Annotated in this window: 15 protein-coding genes; 1 reads left to right on the forward strand and 14 read right to left on the reverse strand. The window is 73.4% G+C overall.

The genetic code is table 11. From position 1 onward, the window contains the following. Nucleotides 1-7: 7 nt before the first annotated feature. From ligA to SNE206_RS29550, 6 genes are read right to left on the reverse strand one after another with little or no spacing between them, the layout of a single operon-like run. Complete coding sequence (ligA, locus tag SNE206_RS29525; RefSeq protein WP_407916567.1) at nt 8-2,392, reverse strand: NAD-dependent DNA ligase LigA; 2,385 nt, start codon at nt 2,390-2,392, stop codon at nt 8-10. 18 nt (nt 2,393-2,410) lie between these two features. Next, nucleotides 2,411-3,421, reverse strand: a complete 1,011-nt coding sequence (locus tag SNE206_RS29530) for a methionine synthase (protein WP_407916568.1) — start codon at nt 3,419-3,421, stop codon at nt 2,411-2,413. 24 nt (nt 3,422-3,445) lie between these two features. Continuing rightward, on the reverse strand, nt 3,446-4,135 hold the full coding sequence (locus tag SNE206_RS29535; RefSeq protein ID WP_407916569.1) for an SDR family oxidoreductase: 690 nt from the start codon (nt 4,133-4,135) through the stop codon (nt 3,446-3,448). A 14-nt stretch (nt 4,136-4,149) separates the two neighbouring features. Next, nucleotides 4,150-4,680: a TIGR00730 family Rossman fold protein gene (locus tag SNE206_RS29540; protein WP_407916570.1), complete on the reverse strand. Its 531-nt coding sequence runs from the start codon at nt 4,678-4,680 to the stop codon at nt 4,150-4,152. 60 nt (nt 4,681-4,740) lie between these two features. Further along, entirely contained in the window at nt 4,741-5,880 is a 1,140-nt protein-coding gene (mnmA, locus tag SNE206_RS29545) for a tRNA 2-thiouridine(34) synthase MnmA (RefSeq protein WP_407916571.1), read from the reverse strand. Nucleotides 5,881-5,911: 31 nt separating this feature from the next. After that, the gene (locus SNE206_RS29550; protein ID WP_407916572.1) at nt 5,912-7,096 is read right to left on the reverse strand and encodes a cysteine desulfurase family protein; all 1,185 of its coding nucleotides are present in this window, start codon (nt 7,094-7,096) and stop codon (nt 5,912-5,914) included. A gap of 134 nt (nt 7,097-7,230) precedes the next feature. Between SNE206_RS29550 and SNE206_RS29555 the strand changes: the two genes are divergently transcribed. Next, on the forward strand, nt 7,231-8,061 hold the full coding sequence (locus SNE206_RS29555) for an IclR family transcriptional regulator (protein WP_407916573.1): 831 nt from the start codon (nt 7,231-7,233) through the stop codon (nt 8,059-8,061). Here the strand turns inward: SNE206_RS29555 and SNE206_RS29560 are convergent. From SNE206_RS29560 to SNE206_RS29595, 8 genes are all read right to left on the reverse strand, one after another. After that, nucleotides 7,997-8,656: a trimeric intracellular cation channel family protein gene (locus SNE206_RS29560; RefSeq protein ID WP_405011493.1), complete on the reverse strand. Its 660-nt coding sequence runs from the start codon at nt 8,654-8,656 to the stop codon at nt 7,997-7,999. The two genes, SNE206_RS29555 and SNE206_RS29560, sit on opposite strands and share 65 nt — an antisense overlap. Before the next feature lie 150 nt (nt 8,657-8,806). After that, a complete protein-coding gene (locus tag SNE206_RS29565) occupies nt 8,807-9,586 on the reverse strand; it encodes a ferritin-like domain-containing protein (RefSeq protein ID WP_407916574.1) in 780 nt (259 codons plus the stop codon). A 127-nt stretch (nt 9,587-9,713) separates the two neighbouring features. Continuing rightward, nucleotides 9,714-10,505 (reverse strand): class I SAM-dependent methyltransferase, encoded by a 792-nt coding sequence (locus SNE206_RS29570; RefSeq protein WP_407916575.1) that lies wholly within the window; start codon nt 10,503-10,505, stop codon nt 9,714-9,716. A 12-nt stretch (nt 10,506-10,517) separates the two neighbouring features. After that, nucleotides 10,518-10,967, reverse strand: coding sequence for a VOC family protein (locus SNE206_RS29575; RefSeq protein WP_407916576.1), 450 nt, complete (start codon nt 10,965-10,967; stop codon nt 10,518-10,520). Nucleotides 10,968-11,105: 138 nt separating this feature from the next. Beyond that, on the reverse strand, nt 11,106-12,173 hold the full coding sequence (locus SNE206_RS29580) for an ABC transporter ATP-binding protein (protein WP_407916577.1): 1,068 nt from the start codon (nt 12,171-12,173) through the stop codon (nt 11,106-11,108). Nucleotides 12,174-12,207: 34 nt separating this feature from the next. Next, nucleotides 12,208-13,254 carry an ABC transporter ATP-binding protein gene (locus SNE206_RS29585; RefSeq protein ID WP_407916578.1) on the reverse strand — a complete coding sequence of 349 codons (1,047 nt, stop codon included), beginning with the start codon at nt 13,252-13,254 and terminating at the stop codon, nt 12,208-12,210. Beyond that, entirely contained in the window at nt 13,251-14,261 is a 1,011-nt protein-coding gene (locus SNE206_RS29590) for an ABC transporter permease (protein WP_407916579.1), read from the reverse strand. The genes SNE206_RS29585 and SNE206_RS29590 overlap by 4 nt, the downstream gene beginning before the upstream one ends. Before the next feature lie 96 nt (nt 14,262-14,357). Continuing rightward, nucleotides 14,358-16,127: an ABC transporter substrate-binding protein gene (locus SNE206_RS29595; RefSeq protein ID WP_407916580.1), complete on the reverse strand. Its 1,770-nt coding sequence runs from the start codon at nt 16,125-16,127 to the stop codon at nt 14,358-14,360. Nucleotides 16,128-16,134 lie beyond the last annotated feature (7 nt).

Here is a 16,134-nt window from a genome sequence, read left to right on the forward strand (position 1 = left end):
GCGGCGGTCAGGCTCCGGCGGCCTCTTCGCCGGTCCCGTCCGCGGGGGCTCCGGCGGTGTCGGCGGCGCCGTCGGCGGAGGCCACGGCGGTGGCATCGGTGGTGACACCTGCGGCGGCAGCGCCGGCGTCGGGGGTGTCCCCGGCGTCACCGGTGTCGAGGCCCAGGTGGGCGCGGGCGGCGGCGGGCCCGTCGGCCAGCAGGACGGCGAAGCCGGCGTCGTCGAGCACCGGCAGGCCCAGCTGGACGGCCTTGTCGAACTTGGAGCCGGGATTGTCGCCGGCCACCACGAAGTGCGTCTTCTTCGACACCGAGCCGGTCACCTTCGCCCCGCGGGAGGTCAGGGCCTCCTTGGCGCCGTCCCGGGTGTGGCCGGCGAGGGTGCCGGTGACGACGACGGTGAGGCCCTCCAGCGGGCGCTCGCCCTGCTCCTCGGCGCCCTCCTCGGTGAACCGCACCCCGGCGGCCCGCCACTTCTCCAGGATCTCGCGGTGCCAGTCCTCGGCGTACCACTCGCGGACGGCGCGGGCGGTGCCCGGGCCGACGCCCTCGGTGGCGGCGAGCCGCTCCTCGTCGGCCGCAAAGACCGCGTCGAGGTCGCGGAACTCCCTGGCCAGCGCCTGGGCGGCGACCGGCCCCACGTGCCGGATCGACAGGCCGTTGAGGAACCGCCAGAGCGGCCGGTCCTTGGCCTTCTCCAGGTTGTCCAGGAGCAGCCCGGTGGTCTTCTTCGGCTCGCCCGCGGTGGTGGCGAAGAAGAAGACCTCCTTCTCCTCGCCGGTGGTGTCGTCGAGCCTGGGCATGCCGGTCTTCGGGTCGCGGACGAGCACCCGGATCGGGAGCAGCTGCTCCGCGGAGAGGCCGAAGATGTCCCCCTCGTCCTTGACAGGGGCGTCGGCCGGGTCCAGCGGCTGGGTCAGCGCGGTGGCGGCGACGTAGCCCAGTCCCTCGACGTCGAGCGAGGAGCGGCCGCCGAGGAAGGCGATCCGCTCGCGGATCTGGGCCGGGCAGTGCCGGGCGTTCGGGCAGCGCAGGTCGATGTCGCCCTCGGCCATCGCCCGTAGCGCGGTGCCGCACTCGGGGCACGCGGCGGGCATGACGAACTCCCGCTCGCTGCCGTCGCGCAGGTCGTACACCGGGCCGAGGATCTCGGGGATGACGTCGCCCGCCTTGCGGAGCACCACGGTGTCGCCCAGCAGCACGTCCTTGGCCTTGACCACCTGCTGGTTGTGCAGCGTGGCGTACTGCACCATCGAGCCCGCCACCTTCACCGGCTCGGCGAGCACCGCGTACGGGGTGGCCCGGCCGGTGCGGCCGATGCCGACCTCGATGGCGGCCAGCTTCCCGGTGACCTCCTCCGGCGGGTACTTCCAGGCGATCGCCCAGCGCGGCGACTTGGAGGTGGCGCCGAGCCGGCCCTGCAGGGCGATCTCGTCGACCTTGACCACGACGCCGTCGATCTCGTGCTCGACGGAGTGCCGCTGCTCGCCGTACTGCCGGATGAAGGCGCGGACCTCGTCGAGGGTGCCGACGACGCGGTTGTGGCGCGCGGTGGGCAGGCCCCAGCCGCGCAGCAGCTCGTAGGCGTGCGACTGGCAGTCGATGTCGAATCCGGTGCGCGCGCCGATGCCGTGCACGACCATGCGCAGCGGGCGGGCCGCGGTGACGTGCGGGTCCTTCTGGCGCAGCGAGCCGGCGGCGGCGTTGCGCGGGTTCATGAAGAGCCGGACGAGCGCCTGCGGGCGCCTGCCCTCCTTGGCGCGCTGCTCGTTCTCCGCGGTGCGGCGCTCGTTCTCGGCGGCGAAGGAGGCGTTGAGCGCGTCGAAGGCCTCGGTGGGGAAGTACACCTCGCCGCGGATCTCGACCAGCGCGGGCACGTCGTCGCCCCGGAGGCGGTGCGGGATCTCCTTGATGGTGCGGACGTTGGCGGTGATGTCCTCGCCGACCCGGCCGTCGCCGCGGGTGGCGGCCTGCACCAGCCGGCCGTTCTCGTAGGTGAGGTTGACGGCGAGTCCGTCGACCTTGAGCTCGCACAGGTAGTGGTGGTCGATCCCGGTGAGTTCGGCGGCGACGCGGTCGGCCCAGGCGGCGAGTTCGTCGCCGTCCATGGCGTTGTCGAGGCTGAGGAGGCGTTCGCGGTGCTCGACGGCGGCGAACAGCTCGGTGACGGCGCCGCCGACCTTCTGGGTAGGCGAGTCGGGGGTGCGCAGCACCGGGTGCTCGGCCTCGACGGCCTCCAGCTCGCGCATCAGCCGGTCGAACTCGGCGTCGCTGACCACGGGGGTGTCGAGCTGGTAGTACTTGAACCGGTGGTCCTCGATCTCGGCCGCCAGCGCGGCGTGCCGCTCCCGTGCCCCCGCCGGGACCTCGTCCCAGCCCTCGACAGCCGCCACCGTGCGCCTCCTACCGTCTCACTCCGGGTTGTCCACCAGGCTCCGCGCCGCCTTCACGCTGTGTGACAGCGCCTGCCGGGCGTACGCGGGGGACGCCCCCGACAGCCCGCAGGTGGGCGTCACCAGCACCCGGCGGCCCAGCAGCTCCGGGCCGAGCCCGAGCCTGCGCCACAACCTCCTGACACCCTGGACACTACCGGCCGGGTCGGACAATCCGTCACCGGCGGAGGGCACCACACCGGCCAGGATCACGGTGCCGGCCTCGACGGCCTCGCCGAGCTCGTCGTCGTCACGTTCCGTCAGGAGCCCGAAGTCCAGGGAGATCCCGGCGACCCCGGCACGGCGCAGCAGCGGCAGCGGCACGCCGGGGGCGCAGCTGTGCACCACGACGGGCACGTCGAGGGCGCGGACGACGGAGCGCAGCGCCTCCTCGGCGACCTGCCGGTCGACGGAGCGCAGCCGCTGGAAGCCGCTGGCGGTCCGCACGGAGCCGTCGAGCACGGCGGGCAGGGAGGGCTCGTCGAGCTGCAGCACGACCTGGGCGCCGGGGATGCGGCGGCGGACGTCGGCGAGGTGGCGGCGCAGGCCCTCGGTGAGGGAGCCGGTGATGTCGCGGCAGGCGCCGGGGTCGGAGAGGGCCTTCTCGCCGTACCTGAGCTCGATCGAGGCGGCGAGCGTCCACGGGCCGACGGCCTGCACCTTGACCGGGCCCTCCCAGCCCTGGGTGAACTCCTCCAGGGCGTCGAGGTCCTCGCCGAGCCAGGAGTGCGCGCGGCGGGTGTCGCGGCCGGGCCGGTCGGCGAACCGCCAGCCGCTCGGCTCGGTCTGGGCGAAGAGCTCGACGAGCAGCCCGGCACCCCGCCCGATCATGTCGGCGCCGGGGCCGCGGGCGGGCAGCTCCGGCAGGTGGGGAAGCTGTTCCAGGGCGCCGACGGCCGTCCTGGCCGCCTCGCGGGCGTCGGTGCCGGGCATCGACCCGACGCCCGTTGCGGCGCCGTACAGCTCGGGGAAGGGGTGCTCAGTGCTCACGGGCACGAGCCTAACGGGCGGGGACTAGCGCCCGGGCCGGACGGTGATCTCGGTGATCTCGGCGTCCCGCGGGAGGTCGAGGGCGGTGACGACGGCGGTGGCGACGGACTCCGGGTCGATCCACTGCGCGGGGTCGTAGTCGCGGCCCTCCTGGCGGTGCACCTTCTCCTGCATGGGGGTGGCGGTGCGGCCGGGGTAGACGGTGGTGACGCGGACGCCGTTGGCGTGCTCCTCGGCGCGCAGCGCGTCGGCGAGCGCGCGGACGGCGAACTTGCTCGCGGCGTACGCGCTCCAGTTGGCGTGGGCGGTCAGTCCGGCACCGGAGTTGACGAAGACGACGTGGCCGCGGGCCTGGCGCAGCAAGGGCAGCAGGAGCCGGGTGATCTCGGCGGGTGCGACGGCGTTGACGTTCAGCTGCTCCTGCCAGGCCTTGACGGGCAGGTCGCCGACGTGGCCGAGCTCGACGACCCCGGCGACGTGCAGCAGGGAGTCGATCTCGACGGGCAGGTGCTGGTGGCCGAAGGCCCAGGAGAGCTTGGCCGGGTCGGCGAGGTCGCCGACGAGGGTGGCGGCCCCGGGGAACCGCTCGCGCAGCTGGGCGGCGCGGCGGGCGTCGCGGGCGAGCAGCAGGACCTCCTCGCCGCGGGCGAGGAGGCGGGTCGCGACGGCGGCGCCGATGCCGGAGCCCGCGCCGGTGATCAGGTGGGTGCCCATGCGGGGGCGTCCTCTCAGGCGGCCCGGCCGAGCGCCGCGAGGGCCTCGGCGGGGGTGGTGGCGAAGGTGACCAGCTCGGCGAGCGGGCGGGGCAGGAAGCCCTCGGCGTCCATGCGCTCCAGCTGGGTGCGCAGGCCCGTGTAGAAGCCTTCGGTGTCGAGGACGACGACCGGCTTGGCGTGCAGGGCGTGCTTCTTCAGTTCCAGCACCTCGGTGATCTCGTCGAGGGTGCCGAGGCCGCCGACCAGCACCACGAGGGCGTCGGCCCGCTCCAGCAGCAGGGCCTTGCGGGTGGCGAGGTCGGGGGCGGAGACGAGTTCGTCGGCGCCCTCGTACGCCTTGTGCGCGAGCAGGTCGACGGAGATGCCGACGAGCCGGCCCCCGGCCTCCTTGACGCCGTCGGCGAGCAGGCCCATGAGGCCGGCGTGCGAACCGCCCCAGACGAGGGTGTGGCCGCCCTCGCCGAGGAGCCGGGCGAATTCCGCGGCGGGGGCGGTGTAGCGGCCGTCGAGCGAGTACGCGGAGCAGAAGACGGTGATGTTCATAGGCCCTCAGGTCTACCACGGCGCGCCGGGGCCCCGGCACCGGGTTTCCGGCGCCCCCGGTCAGGGGGTGAGGGCGTGCCGCTCGGTGGTGGCGATGGTGGCGGAGCCGACGACGCGGGTGCCGTCGTACAGCACGACGGCCTGGCCGGGGGCGATGCCGCGGGCGGGGGCGTCGAGGCGCACCCGCAGTTCGCCGCCGTCGACGGCGGCGGTGACGGGCACCTCCTCGCCGTGGGCGCGGAGCTGGGCGGTGTAGCGGCCCTCGCCCTCGGCGGGGATCCCGCACCAGCGCGGCCTGATCGCGGTGAGCGCGTGCACGTCGAGGCCCTCGGCGGGGCCGACGGTGACGGTGTTGGTGACGGGTGAGATGTCGAGCACGTAGCGGGGCTTGCCGTCGGCGGCGGGGCGGCCGATCCGCAGGCCCTTGCGCTGGCCGATGGTGAAGCCGTACGCGCCGTCGTGCTCGCCGAGCTTGGTGCCGTCGGCGTCGACGATGTCGCCGGTGGCGGTGCCGAGGTGGCGGGCGAGGAAGCCCTGGGTGTCGCCGTCGGCGATGAAGCAGATGTCGTGGCTGTCGGGCTTCTTGGCGACGGCGAGTCCGCGGCGCCCGGCCTCCAGCCGGATCTCGTCCTTGGTGGTGTCGCCGAGGGGGAAGAGCGAGTGGGCGAGCTGGTCGGCGTCGAGCACGCCGAGGACGTACGACTGGTCCTTGGCGGCGTCGGCGGCGCGGTGGAGCTCGCGGGCGCCGCCGGGGAGTTCGACGATGCGGGCGTAGTGGCCGGTGCAGACGGCGTCGAAGCCGAGGGCGACGGCCTTGTCGAGCAGCGCGGCGAACTTGATCTTCTCGTTGCAGCGCAGGCACGGGTTGGGGGTGCGCCCGGCGGCGTACTCCGCGACGAAGTCGTCGATGACGTCCTCGCGGAAGCGCTCGGCGAGGTCCCACACGTAGAACGGGATGCCGATGACGTCGGCGGCGCGGCGGGCGTCCCGGGAGTCCTCCAGGGTGCAGCAGCCGCGGGCGCCGGTGCGGAACGACTGCGGGTTGGACGCGAGCGCCAGGTGCACGCCGGTCACCTCGTGCCCGGCCTCGGCGGCGCGGGCGGCGGCCACGGCGGAGTCGACCCCGCCGGACATCGCGGCGAGCACGCGCAGGCGCCGGCCGTCGGAGGGGGTGGTCGGGGCACCGGGGAAGTCACTCATGATGCCCACCAGGGTACGGGGTCGGCCGCGGTCAGCGGCGGGCGGCGGCGGCGAGGCCGGCGTTGCGGGCGCGTTCGACGGCGGGGGTGATCGCGTGGACGAGCGCGTCGACGTCGGCGGGCACCGAGGTGTGGCCGAGGGAGAACCGCAGGCTGGCGCGGGCGAGCAGCGGGTCGGCGCCCATGGCGAGCAGCACGTGGCTGGGCTGGGGCACGCCGGCGGAGCAGGCGGAGCCGGTGGAGCACTCGACGCCCTGCGCGTCGAGCAGCATGAGCAGGGCGTCGCCCTCGCAGCCGGGGAACGAGAAGTGGGCGTTGGCGGGCAGTCGGCCGGCCGGGTCCGGGTCGCCGTTGAGCACGGCGTCGGGGACGGCCTTCCGCACCCGGGCGGCGAGGTCGTCGCGGAGGGCGGCGACGGCGGAGGCGTGGGCGGCGCGGCGTTCGACGGCGAGGGCGGCGGCGGCCGCGAAACCGGCGGCGCCGGGCACGTCGAGGGTGCCGGAGCGGACGTCGCGCTCCTGGCCGCCGCCGTGCAGCAGCGGGACGGGCGTGGCGCTGCGGGCCAGCAGCAGGGCGCCGACGCCGTACGGGCCGCCGATCTTGTGGCCGGTGACGGTGAGCGCGGTGAGCCCGGAGTCGGCGAAGGAGACCGGCACCTGGCCGAGCGCCTGCACCGCGTCGGCATGCATCGGGATGTCGAACTCGCGGGCGACCTCGGCGAGTTCGACGACGGGCTGGAGCGTGCCGACCTCATTGTTGGCCCACATGACGGTGATCAGGGCGACGCCGTCCGGGTCGCGTTCGACGGCCTCGCGGAGCGCCGCCGGGTGCACCCGGCCGTACGCGTCGACCGGCAGGTACTCGACCTCGGCGCCCTCGTGCTCGGCGAGCCAGTGCACGGCGTCCAGCACCGCGTGGTGCTCGACGGGGCTGCACAGCACCCGGCGGCGGCGCGGGTCGGCGTCCCGGCGGGCCCAGTAGAGGCCCTTCACGGCGAGGTTGTCGGACTCGGTGCCGCCGCCGGTGAGGACGATCTCGCTCGGGCGGGCCCCGAGCGCCTCGGCCAGCGACTCCCGGGACTCCTCGACGACCCGGCGGGCGCGCCGGCCCGCCGTGTGCAGCGAGGAGGCGTTGCCGACCGTCCCGAGGTGCGCGTGCATCGCGGCGATGGCCTCGGGCAGCATCGGCGTGGTGGCGGCGTGGTCGAGATATGGCATGGCGGCTCCCAGTGTAGGGGCCGTCACCGGGTGCGCCGGGCCCCGGGGTGGCGGGGGTCACGATTTGGCCATTGCAGCCCGTGCAACGCGCCGTTAGCCTCCTGGCTCACTGGCGTGCCGCGGAGGGTGGACGGATGTCGCAGACGGTGGACCGGGCGCTGACGATCCTGGCCTCGCTGGGGGAGGGCCCCGCCTCGCTCGACCAGGCCGCCGCACGGATCGGTGTGCACAAGTCCACCGCCCTGCGGCTGCTGCGCACGCTGCAGGAGCACGGCTTCGTGCACCGGCAGCCCGACCACCGCTACCGCCTCGGCGGCCGGCTGTTCGGCCTGGCCCAGCAGGCGCTGGAGAGCATCGACATCCGCCAGGTCGCCGCGCCCTACCTGGCGTCGCTGAACGAGCGGTACGGGCACACCGTGCAGCTCGCCGTGCTGGAGGACGGCGTGGTGCTGTGCCTGGACCGCGTGGAGGGCCGCTACCCGGCGCCGCCCGGCGGCTCCCCCGCCCCCGCCGGCCGGATCGGCACCCGCGCGCCGGCGGCGGCCACCGCGGTCGGCAAGGTGCTGCTGGCCGACCTGCCGGAGGATCAGCTGACGGCCTATCTGGACGACCTGGGCACCAGGGCGCCGGCCGGGCCGGGCGCGGCGGTGTCCGCGGACCGGCTGCGGACCGAGCTGGCGGACGTCCGCCGGCAGGGCTGGGCCGTCGACCAGGAGCCGCAGGGCCGCCGGGAGACCGTGTCGTGCGTGGCCGCGCCGATCGTGGGCGCCGAGGGCCGGTCGATCGCGGTGTGCTCGATCTCGGCGCCGGGCCGGCTGGCCGCGGAGGCCGAGCTGGGCCGGCTGCTGCCGGAGCTGCTGTGCACGGCCGAGGCGATCTCGCTGGCGTACGGCGGCGCCCCTACTCCTCGCTGGTGCGAGAACCGTTGCGGTGCCAAGCACGTGGTGCGCGCCAGCCGTACCTGAGGGCGAGCATCCGGATGACGAAGGCCGTGAGGGCGGCGGCGCAGGCGTTGAGCGGGGTGAGCCGGCCGGCGGCGATGAGCAGGGCGACCAGCGTGGCGCCGACCAGGGCGGGCACCGCGTAGATCTCGCGGTCCCAGCGCAGCAGGGCGGGCGGGTCCATGGCGAGCAGGTCGCGGATGACGCCGCCGCCGGCGGCGGTGAGCATGCCGAGGGCGACGCTGGCCACGAAGCCCAGGCCGAAGTCGTGGGCCTTGATGGTGCCGGTGACGCAGAACAGCCCCAGGCCGGCCGCGTCGAGGGTCTGCACGGCGCGGTTGATCCGCTCGACCTCGGGGTGGAGGAAGAAGACGACGAGCCCGGCGGCGAGCGGGGTGGAGAAGTAGCCGAGGTTGCTGAAGGCGGCCACCGGGGTCGCCCCGATGACGAGGTCGCGCATCACGCCGCCGCCGAGCGCGGTCGCCTCGGCGAGCACGCAGATGCCGAAGATGTCCATGTTCTTGCGGACGGCCAGCAGGCCGCCGGACAGGGCGAAGACGAAGATGCCGACCAGGTCCACGGTCTGCTGCAGCGCCGGGGGGAAGATTTGCGAGCTCACCGCCTCATCCTCCCTGGTCGGATTGTCCGGTTGTGCACCGGCCGGTGGGGCGGCGGGCAGGCACGGCGGGCGGGCACGGCGGCGGGGGCCGCTCCGGCGGTCCGGGAGCGGCCCCCGCGGCCGTGCGGCGCGGCCGGGCGGTGCGGCGCGTCAGGCGAAGGTCTCCTGCGGGACGGGGCCGCCGAGGGCGTTCAGCCGTTCGGGCATGGTGAGGCTCGTCATGCGGTGCCAGCCGGCGGCGCGCTCCCACGCGTACACGGAGCGGATCCCCGCCGCGAGGGCCGCGGACCTGGCGCGCGGCCAGTCGAGGACGACCCCCATGTGGGCCATGACGGCGAGGCTGACGTCGCGGTAGGTGCGGATCTCGGCGTGGGCGGTCTCCTGGAGGTGCCGCAGGATGGTGCGGCCGTGCCCCGCGGCGGCGAGGCGCAGCAGTTCCTCGTGGCAGAAGGCGAGGTGGTTGTCCTCGTCGTTCGAGATCATCCGGACGGCGCGGCCGATGTCCGGGTGGTCGCCGAAGACCTTCGTGAGGAGCCGCATCTGCTCGGAGGCGCGCTGCTCGGTGACGCGGCTGTGCGCGAGGTAGACGATGACGTCCTCCTCGGTGAGCGGTTCGTCGCGGCGCAGCCGGCTGTGGGCGAGGCCGATGCCCTGGCGTTCGAGGCGCATCGTGTAGTCGGTGTCGCCGGGGACGTCGACGGGGGCGAGCCCGCGCCTGTGCAGCAGTGCCTTGAAGATGCGCCCGTGCTTGTCCTCGTCGGCGCCGTGCCGGGCGACCTTGGGGGCGAGGACCTGGTCGGCGACGAGCGCGGAGATGCGCCCGTTCTCCCAGCCGCCCTGGTCCTCACCCTTCGCCGCGATGCTGCAGAACAGGCGGAACGCGTCGTCGTCGTCGTGGATCTCCTGGAACAGGCTGCGTGCTGAGAGCATCTGCCCTACTCCCCCGGCCACCGGGCGGGGCCGTGCGTCGATCGGGTCCGGACACCGTCAGTGAACGCAGGCCGCGGGCGGCGTGCAACAGCAGGCCGCGGCGGCTGGTCCGGACGAATGACCCCGTTCAGCGGGTGCCGGTCACGACGAGCGCGGCGACCGGGAAGCCGTCGGCGGCGTACGGGGCGGCGAGCCGGAGGTACTCCTGCCGGATGCGCTCGGTCTCCCCGGGCGGGCGGCCCTCGACCAGCGCGGCGGTGAGCACGGTGCCGGCCAGCACGTCGCGCCACCAGCCGGCCGGGTCGGCGCGGTGCGTCCAGCGGGCGTGGTCGACGCGGACGTGGCGGAAGCCGGCGTCTTCGAGGAGTCCGGCGAGGCCGTCCGCGGAGGCGTACCGGGCGAACGGCGGCGGGCCGGGGAGCGTCGGCGGGGTGCCGCCGACGGCGCGGACGGCGTCGAACACGACGCCCTGGGCCCGGTTGCGCGCCAGGGTGTCCCAGCAGGCGAGGGCGGTGCGGCCGCCGGGGGCGAGCACCCGGTGCAGGTCGGCCGCCGCCGCGGGCGGGTCCGGCACGTGGTTGAGCACGAAGGCGCCGACCGCGGCGTCGAAGACGCCGTCGGGGTGCGGCAGGCCCGGCAGCACGGCCTGCTCCACCCGGGCGGCGGGCGCGGCCGCGGCGGCGAGCGCGACCATCTCCGGCACGGCGTCGGTGGCGGTGGTCGCGGCGCCGCGGCCGCACGCCAGGGCGGCGAGCCGCCCGGTGCCGCAGCCGACCTCCAGCAGCCGGGTGCCGGGGCCGGCTCCGACGGCGTCCAGCAGGGTGCCGTGCACGCCGGCGGTCATCGCGCCGAAGCCGTCACCGTAGGTGCTGCTGCGGCGCGCCCAGCCGCGCCGTTCGAACTCCGCGAAGCTTTCCATGCGTCCAGGGGATCACTGCACGCAGAACTCGTTGCCCTCGGGGTCGGCGAGCGTGACGTGCCGGGTGCCGGGCTCGTCGATCCGGGCCAGCACGGTGGCGCCGAGGGCGAGCAGCCGGTCGACCTCGGCCTCGCGGCGGTCGGGGCCGGCGTGCAGGTCGAGGTGGAGGCGGTTCTTGGTCGACTTGGGTTCGGGCACCTGCTGGAAGAGGAGGCGGCGGCCGTGGCCGACGTCGCTGACGGGGTCGGCCGGGTCGTCGGGGTGCCGGACGGCGGCGAGGGTGCGCCAGGCCCGGTGGCCGTCCTGTTCGGTGAGCAGGTCGGGGGTGACGGCTCCGGCGGTGAGGAGGTGCGCGATCAGGGCGCTGTGGTCCTCGACGAGGTAGCCCAGCGCCTCGGCCCAGAAGGCGGCCTGGCGGTGCGGGTCTGCGCAGTCGACGACGACTTTCCAGTCAAGGGTCATGCCACCGGTCCTAGCGGCTGCACGGGCGGGTCCGCAACCGGATCGGCGCAGCGGGCCGGACGGCACGCGGCCCGGACAGCACACGGCCCGGACGCCTGAGCAGGCGTCCGGGCCGGGCGGGAGGTCGGGCCGGGCGGGTCAGGCCGGGCTCCGGTCCGCCCCGCCGGTGTTCTCCGGGAAGTGGCAGGCCACCTGGTGGCCCGCGCGCGCCGCGGCGAGCGGCGGCTCCTGGGTGGCACAGACGTCCTGCGCCTTCCAGCAGCGGGTGCGGAACCGGCAGCCGGACGGCGGGTTGAGCGGCGACGGCACGTCACCGGTCAGCAGGATGCGGTCGCGCTGGCCGCGCTCCTTGCGGCGGGGGTCCGGCACCGGCACCGCGGACATCAGCGCGGTCGTGTACGGGTGCATCGGCGCGCCGTACAGGGCGTCGCGGTCGGCGATCTCGACGATCTTGCCGAGGTACATCACGGCGACCCGGTCCGAGACGTGCCGGACCACCGAGAGGTCGTGCGCGATGATCAGGTAGGTCAGGCCGAGCTCGTTCTGCAGGTCGTCGAGGAGGTTGACCACCTGCGCCTGGATCGACACGTCGAGCGCGGAGACCGGCTCGTCGGCGACGATCATCTTCGGCTTGAGCGCGAGGGCGCGGGCGATGCCGATGCGCTGCCGCTGGCCGCCGGAGAACTCGTGCGGGTAGCGGTTGTAGTGCTCCGGGTTGAGGCCGCACAGCTCCAGCAGGTCCTGGACGGCCTTCTTCACGCCGCCCTCGGTGGCCACCTTCTGCAGCCGGAACGGCGCACCGACGATGGTGCCGACGGTGTGCCGCGGGTTCAGCGAGGAGTACGGGTCCTGGAAGATCATCTGGATGTCGCGGCGCAGCGGGCGCATCGCCGAGGCCCCGAGGTGCGTGATGTCGGTGCCCTCGAACTCGATCTTCCCGCCGGTGGGCTCGTCCAGCCGGGTCACCAGCCGGCCCATGGTGGACTTGCCGCAGCCGGACTCGCCGACCACGCCGAGGGTCTCGCCGGCCCTGATCTCGAAGTCCAGGCCGTCCACCGCGCGGACGGCGCCGCCGCTGCCGCGGCGCAGCAGTCCCTTGGCGATCGGGAAGTGCCTGGTCAGGCCGGTCACCCTGAGCAGCGGCTCGCGGTCCGGTGCGGGCGCGGGTGCGGGCGCGGGGATCGCCGCCGTCGACGAGTCCGTCATCGGTTGTCTCCTGAGGTTGGTACTGGCGGCCGGGTCACAGCCGCGGCGCGATCTCGTCGGCGAAGATCCGCTGCCGGTCGGCGATCGGCAGGTGGCAGGCCGCGAGGTGCCGGGGGCCGGACTCGTGCAGCACGGGCACCTCGGTGGAGGAGCGGCCGCCGGTCTGCCCGGCGTACGGGCAGCGCGGGTGGAAGGCGCAGCCGGACGGCACGTTGATCAGGCTCGGCGGGGTGCCCCTGACCGGGATCAGCCGGTCCTGGATCTCCCGGTCGAGGCGGGGCATCGAGCCGAGCAGGCCCCAGGTGTACGGGTGCTCCGGCGCCTCGAAGAGGTCGACGGCGGGGCCGTGCTCGACCGGCTTGCCGCCGTACATCACGAGGATGTCGTCGGCGAGTTCGGCGACCACGCCGAGGTCGTGCGTGATGATGACGACGGCCGAGCCGAACTCCTGCTGGAGGTCTCGGATGAGGTCGAGGATCTGCGCCTGGACGGTGACGTCGAGGGCGGTCGTCGGCTCGTCGGCGATGAGCAGCGAGGGGTCGTTGACCAGGGCCATGGCGATCATCGCGCGCTGGCGCATGCCGCCGGAGAACTCGTGCGGGTAGGAGTCGACCCGGCGGTCGGGCTGGGGGATGCCCACCCGGTCGAGCATCTCGACGGCCCGCCTGCGGGCCGCCTTGCGGCCCTCCTTCGGGTGGTGCACCCGGTAGGCCTCGGCGATCTGCTGCCCGACCGTGTAGTACGGGTGCATGGCGGTCAGCGGGTCCTGGAAGATCATCGCCATCTTGCGGCCGCGGAGCCGCCGGACGCGGTCCGGGTCGGCCGAGACGAGCTCCTCGCCGTCCAGGTGGATCTCGCCGGAGATCCGGGCCCGCTTGGAGCGGTGCAGGCCCATGATGCCGAGCGAGGTGACGGACTTCCCGGAGCCGGACTCGCCGACGATCCCGAGGGTCTTCCCGCGCTCCAGGTCGAAGCTCACCCCGTCGACCGAGCGGACGAGGCCGTCGTCGGTGTCGAAGTGGATGCGCAGGTCGCGCACGGAGAGGAAGGCGTCCGCGGAAGGCTTCACAAGGTCGGTCACGAGAGCCTCACGCGGGGGTCGACGGCGGCGTAGAGCAGGTCCACCAGCAGGTTGCACAGGACGATGAAGAAGGCGGCGACCAGTGTCACGCCGAGCACCTTCGGCAGGTCGTTCTCCCCGATGGCGGCGACGGCGTAGGCGCCGATGCCCTTGAGCGAGAAGACCTGTTCGGTGATCAGCGCGCCGCCGAGCAGCAGGCCGAGGTCCATGCCGAAGATCGTGATGATCGGCGTGAGTGCGGCCCGCAGTCCGTGGCGCACCACGACCTGCCGCTCCGGCAGGCCCTTGGCCCGCGCGGTGCGGATGTAGTCCTCGCTCATCGTGTCGAGCATGCCCGCGCGGGTGAGCCGGGCGTAGAGCGCCGAGTACAGGAACGCCAGCGAGATCCAGGGCAGCACCAGGTGGGTGGCCCAGGCGATCGGGTCGGCGGTGAAGTCGACGTACTCGACGCTGCCGAAGATCGGCCACGTGAAGTGGAAGAGGAAGAGCAGCAGCGCGCCGGTGAAGAACACCGGGCTGGAGACGCCCGCGAGGGCGATGCCCATCGAGAGGCGGTCGAAGAGCGACTTCGGCTTGAGCGCGGAGACCGCGCCGGCGGAGACGCCGAAGACGAGCCAGAGGACGGAGGCGCCGACGGCCAGCGAGAACGTGACGGGGATGCGGGTGACGATCTCCGGCCACACCTCGACGTGGTTCTTGAACGAGTACCCGAAGCACGGCACGTGGCAGCTGACCGGGTCGGGGCCGAACTTGTACTCGGCGCCGGTGACGAGGCCCTTCAGGAACCGGCCGTACTGGACGTACAGCGGCTGGTCGAAGCCGAGGTTCTGCTTGACCGCGGCGATGGCCTCGGGGCTCGGGTTCTTGCCGACGTACTGGGCGGCGAGCTGGTCGGTGGTCTCCCCCGCCAGGGCCGGCAGGAGGAAGAAGATGCCGAACGTGACGGCACTGACCACGAGGAGCAGCAGGACCGCCGCGGCCGTCCTTCGGATGATGTAGGCGAACATAGTCGGTCGGCGGCGGCCGCCCGCCTCCGCCCGGGGTGTCCGGGCCGGAGGCGGGCGCCGCTGCCTTCACCTGCCTTCAGGGTGTGGAGCCAGGTCTTACTTGGAGAGACCGATGTTGAGGTAGTCGTACTCGCCGGAGAAGGCGGGGGTGGAGCCGTAGTTGCTGCCGCTCACCGGGCGGTAGAGGAAGACCTTGTAGTAGGTGAGCGGCACGATGACCGCGGCCTCCATGGTCTTCTTGTCGATGTCGGCGTAGATCTTCTCGCGGGCGGCGCGGTCGGGGTTGGCGATCGCGTCGTCGAGGAGCTTGTTGATCGCCGGGTCGTTCAGCTGCGACAGGTTGGTGTTGCCCGACTTCTTGATCGCGCGGCCGTCGACGACCTGCTGCAGGAAGCCGTAGCCGGTCGGCCAGTCGGCGCCCCACTGCATCATGATCAGGCCGGTGTTGTGGCTGTCGGTGTAGGCCGGCACACCCGCGAAGTCGGAGAAGTACTTGCCCTGCGGGAACTGCTGGATCTCGACCGTGATGCCGACCTTCTTCAGGGCCGCCTGGATCGCGGTGGCCGCGGCCACCTCGGTGGAGCGGTCCTGGCGGGCCATGATGTTGGTCGTGAAGCCCTCGGGCTTGCCGCAGGCCTTCAGCGCGTCCTTGGCCTTGGCCTCGTCGCCCTTGTTGCCCTCGGTCTTGTACAGGTCGAAGTCCTGGTGGCCCGCGATGTCGGGGGGCATCACCGTGGAGGCGATGTCGCCGCGGATCGGGCCGCCGATCGCGGTCTGCACGGAGACCTTGTCGATGGCGTACTGGACGGCCTGGCGGCACTCGATCTTGTCGAACGGCGCGACCTTGGAGTTGATCGCGGTGTAGACGAGGCGGCCGCCGTAGGCGTTGTCGGTCTGCGCCTTGAGCTTCGGGTCGAGGAGCAGCTTGGCCTGGGTCTGCGGGTCGACGCCCTTGCCGGCCAGGTCGACCTGGGCGTTGCCGGCCAGCAGGTCCTGGTCGATGGTCGCCTGTGCGATCTTCAGCTTGACCTGGATCTTGTCGGCGAGCTGCTTGCGGATCGGGTCGGTCTTGGCGTCCCAGTTGGTGTTCGGGACGAGCACGACCTCCTTGCCGTCCTCGTAGCTCTCGAACTTGTAGCTGCCGGACGACACGATGTGCTTCACGTAGTCGGCGCCGGTGTCCTTGGCCTGCGGCACCGGGACGGTCTGCGGGGCGGAGACCAGGTAGTCGAAGTCCGCGAAGGCCTGCTTCAGGTGGAAGACGATTGTCACGTCGTCCGGGGTCTCGATGGACTTGAGGCCCTCGGGGCTCTTGTCCTTGTAGGGGCCCTGGTACGGGGTGTCGTTGTCCTTGAGCAGCTCGTGGAAGTACGTCGGGCCGTTGGAGAGCACGTCCGGCGCGAAGTTGGAGCGCTCGACCGCGTACTTCACGTCCTTGGAGGTGATCGCGGTGCCGTCGTCGTACTTCAGGCCCGCACGCAGCTTGTACGTCCAGGTCAGGCCGTCGGCGCTGACCTTGCCGAGGCCCTCGGCGAGGTCCGGGACGACGGTGTTGCCCGCGTCGCCGGCGGCCGGCTGGAAGGTCGTCAGCGGGCGGCCGTACAGGCGCGAGAAGTTGTACATGTACGCGTAGTACGTGTTGCCGGGGTCGAAGGAGTCCGGCACGTCGGAGTGCTCGTAGACGACCGTGCCCCCCTTCTTGTCCGACACGTTGACGATCTTCGTGGTGGCCGCGTTGGCGCCGGCGGTGCCGGAGCCCGCGCCGCTGTCGCTGCCGGTGGTGCCCTTGCTGCTGGTGCAGCCGGTCAGGGCGATCGCCGTGGCTGCGGCGAGCGCGGTCAGTGCGGTGATACGGGTCCTGCGCATGGGTGTG

The sequence above is a fragment of the Kitasatospora sp. NE20-6 genome (genome assembly GCF_045862635.1).

What these genes read in the sequence shown, in the direction of transcription:
- SNE206_RS29535 (WP_407916569.1), bottom strand. Translation starts at nt 4,135, where the DNA reads ATGGGCACCCACCTGATCACCGGCGCGGGCTCCGGCATCGGCGCCGCC.
- SNE206_RS29590 (WP_407916579.1), bottom strand. Translation starts at nt 14,261, where the DNA reads ATGTTCGCCTACATCATCCGAAGGACGGCCGCGGCGGTCCTGCTGCTC.
- SNE206_RS29565 (WP_407916574.1), bottom strand. Translation starts at nt 9,586, where the DNA reads ATGCTCTCAGCACGCAGCCTGTTCCAGGAGATCCACGACGACGACGAC.
- SNE206_RS29595 (WP_407916580.1), bottom strand. Translation starts at nt 16,127, where the DNA reads ATGCGCAGGACCCGTATCACCGCACTGACCGCGCTCGCCGCAGCCACG.
- SNE206_RS29575 (WP_407916576.1), bottom strand. Translation starts at nt 10,967, where the DNA reads ATGACCCTTGACTGGAAAGTCGTCGTCGACTGCGCAGACCCGCACCGC.
- SNE206_RS29550 (WP_407916572.1), bottom strand. Translation starts at nt 7,096, where the DNA reads ATGCCATATCTCGACCACGCCGCCACCACGCCGATGCTGCCCGAGGCC.
- SNE206_RS29580 (WP_407916577.1), bottom strand. Translation starts at nt 12,173, where the DNA reads ATGACGGACTCGTCGACGGCGGCGATCCCCGCGCCCGCACCCGCGCCC.
- mnmA (WP_407916571.1), bottom strand. Translation starts at nt 5,880, where the DNA reads ATGAGTGACTTCCCCGGTGCCCCGACCACCCCCTCCGACGGCCGGCGC.
- SNE206_RS29555 (WP_407916573.1), top strand. Translation starts at nt 7,231, where the DNA reads ATGTCGCAGACGGTGGACCGGGCGCTGACGATCCTGGCCTCGCTGGGG.
- SNE206_RS29570 (WP_407916575.1), bottom strand. Translation starts at nt 10,505, where the DNA reads ATGGAAAGCTTCGCGGAGTTCGAACGGCGCGGCTGGGCGCGCCGCAGC.
- SNE206_RS29540 (WP_407916570.1), bottom strand. Translation starts at nt 4,680, where the DNA reads ATGAACATCACCGTCTTCTGCTCCGCGTACTCGCTCGACGGCCGCTAC.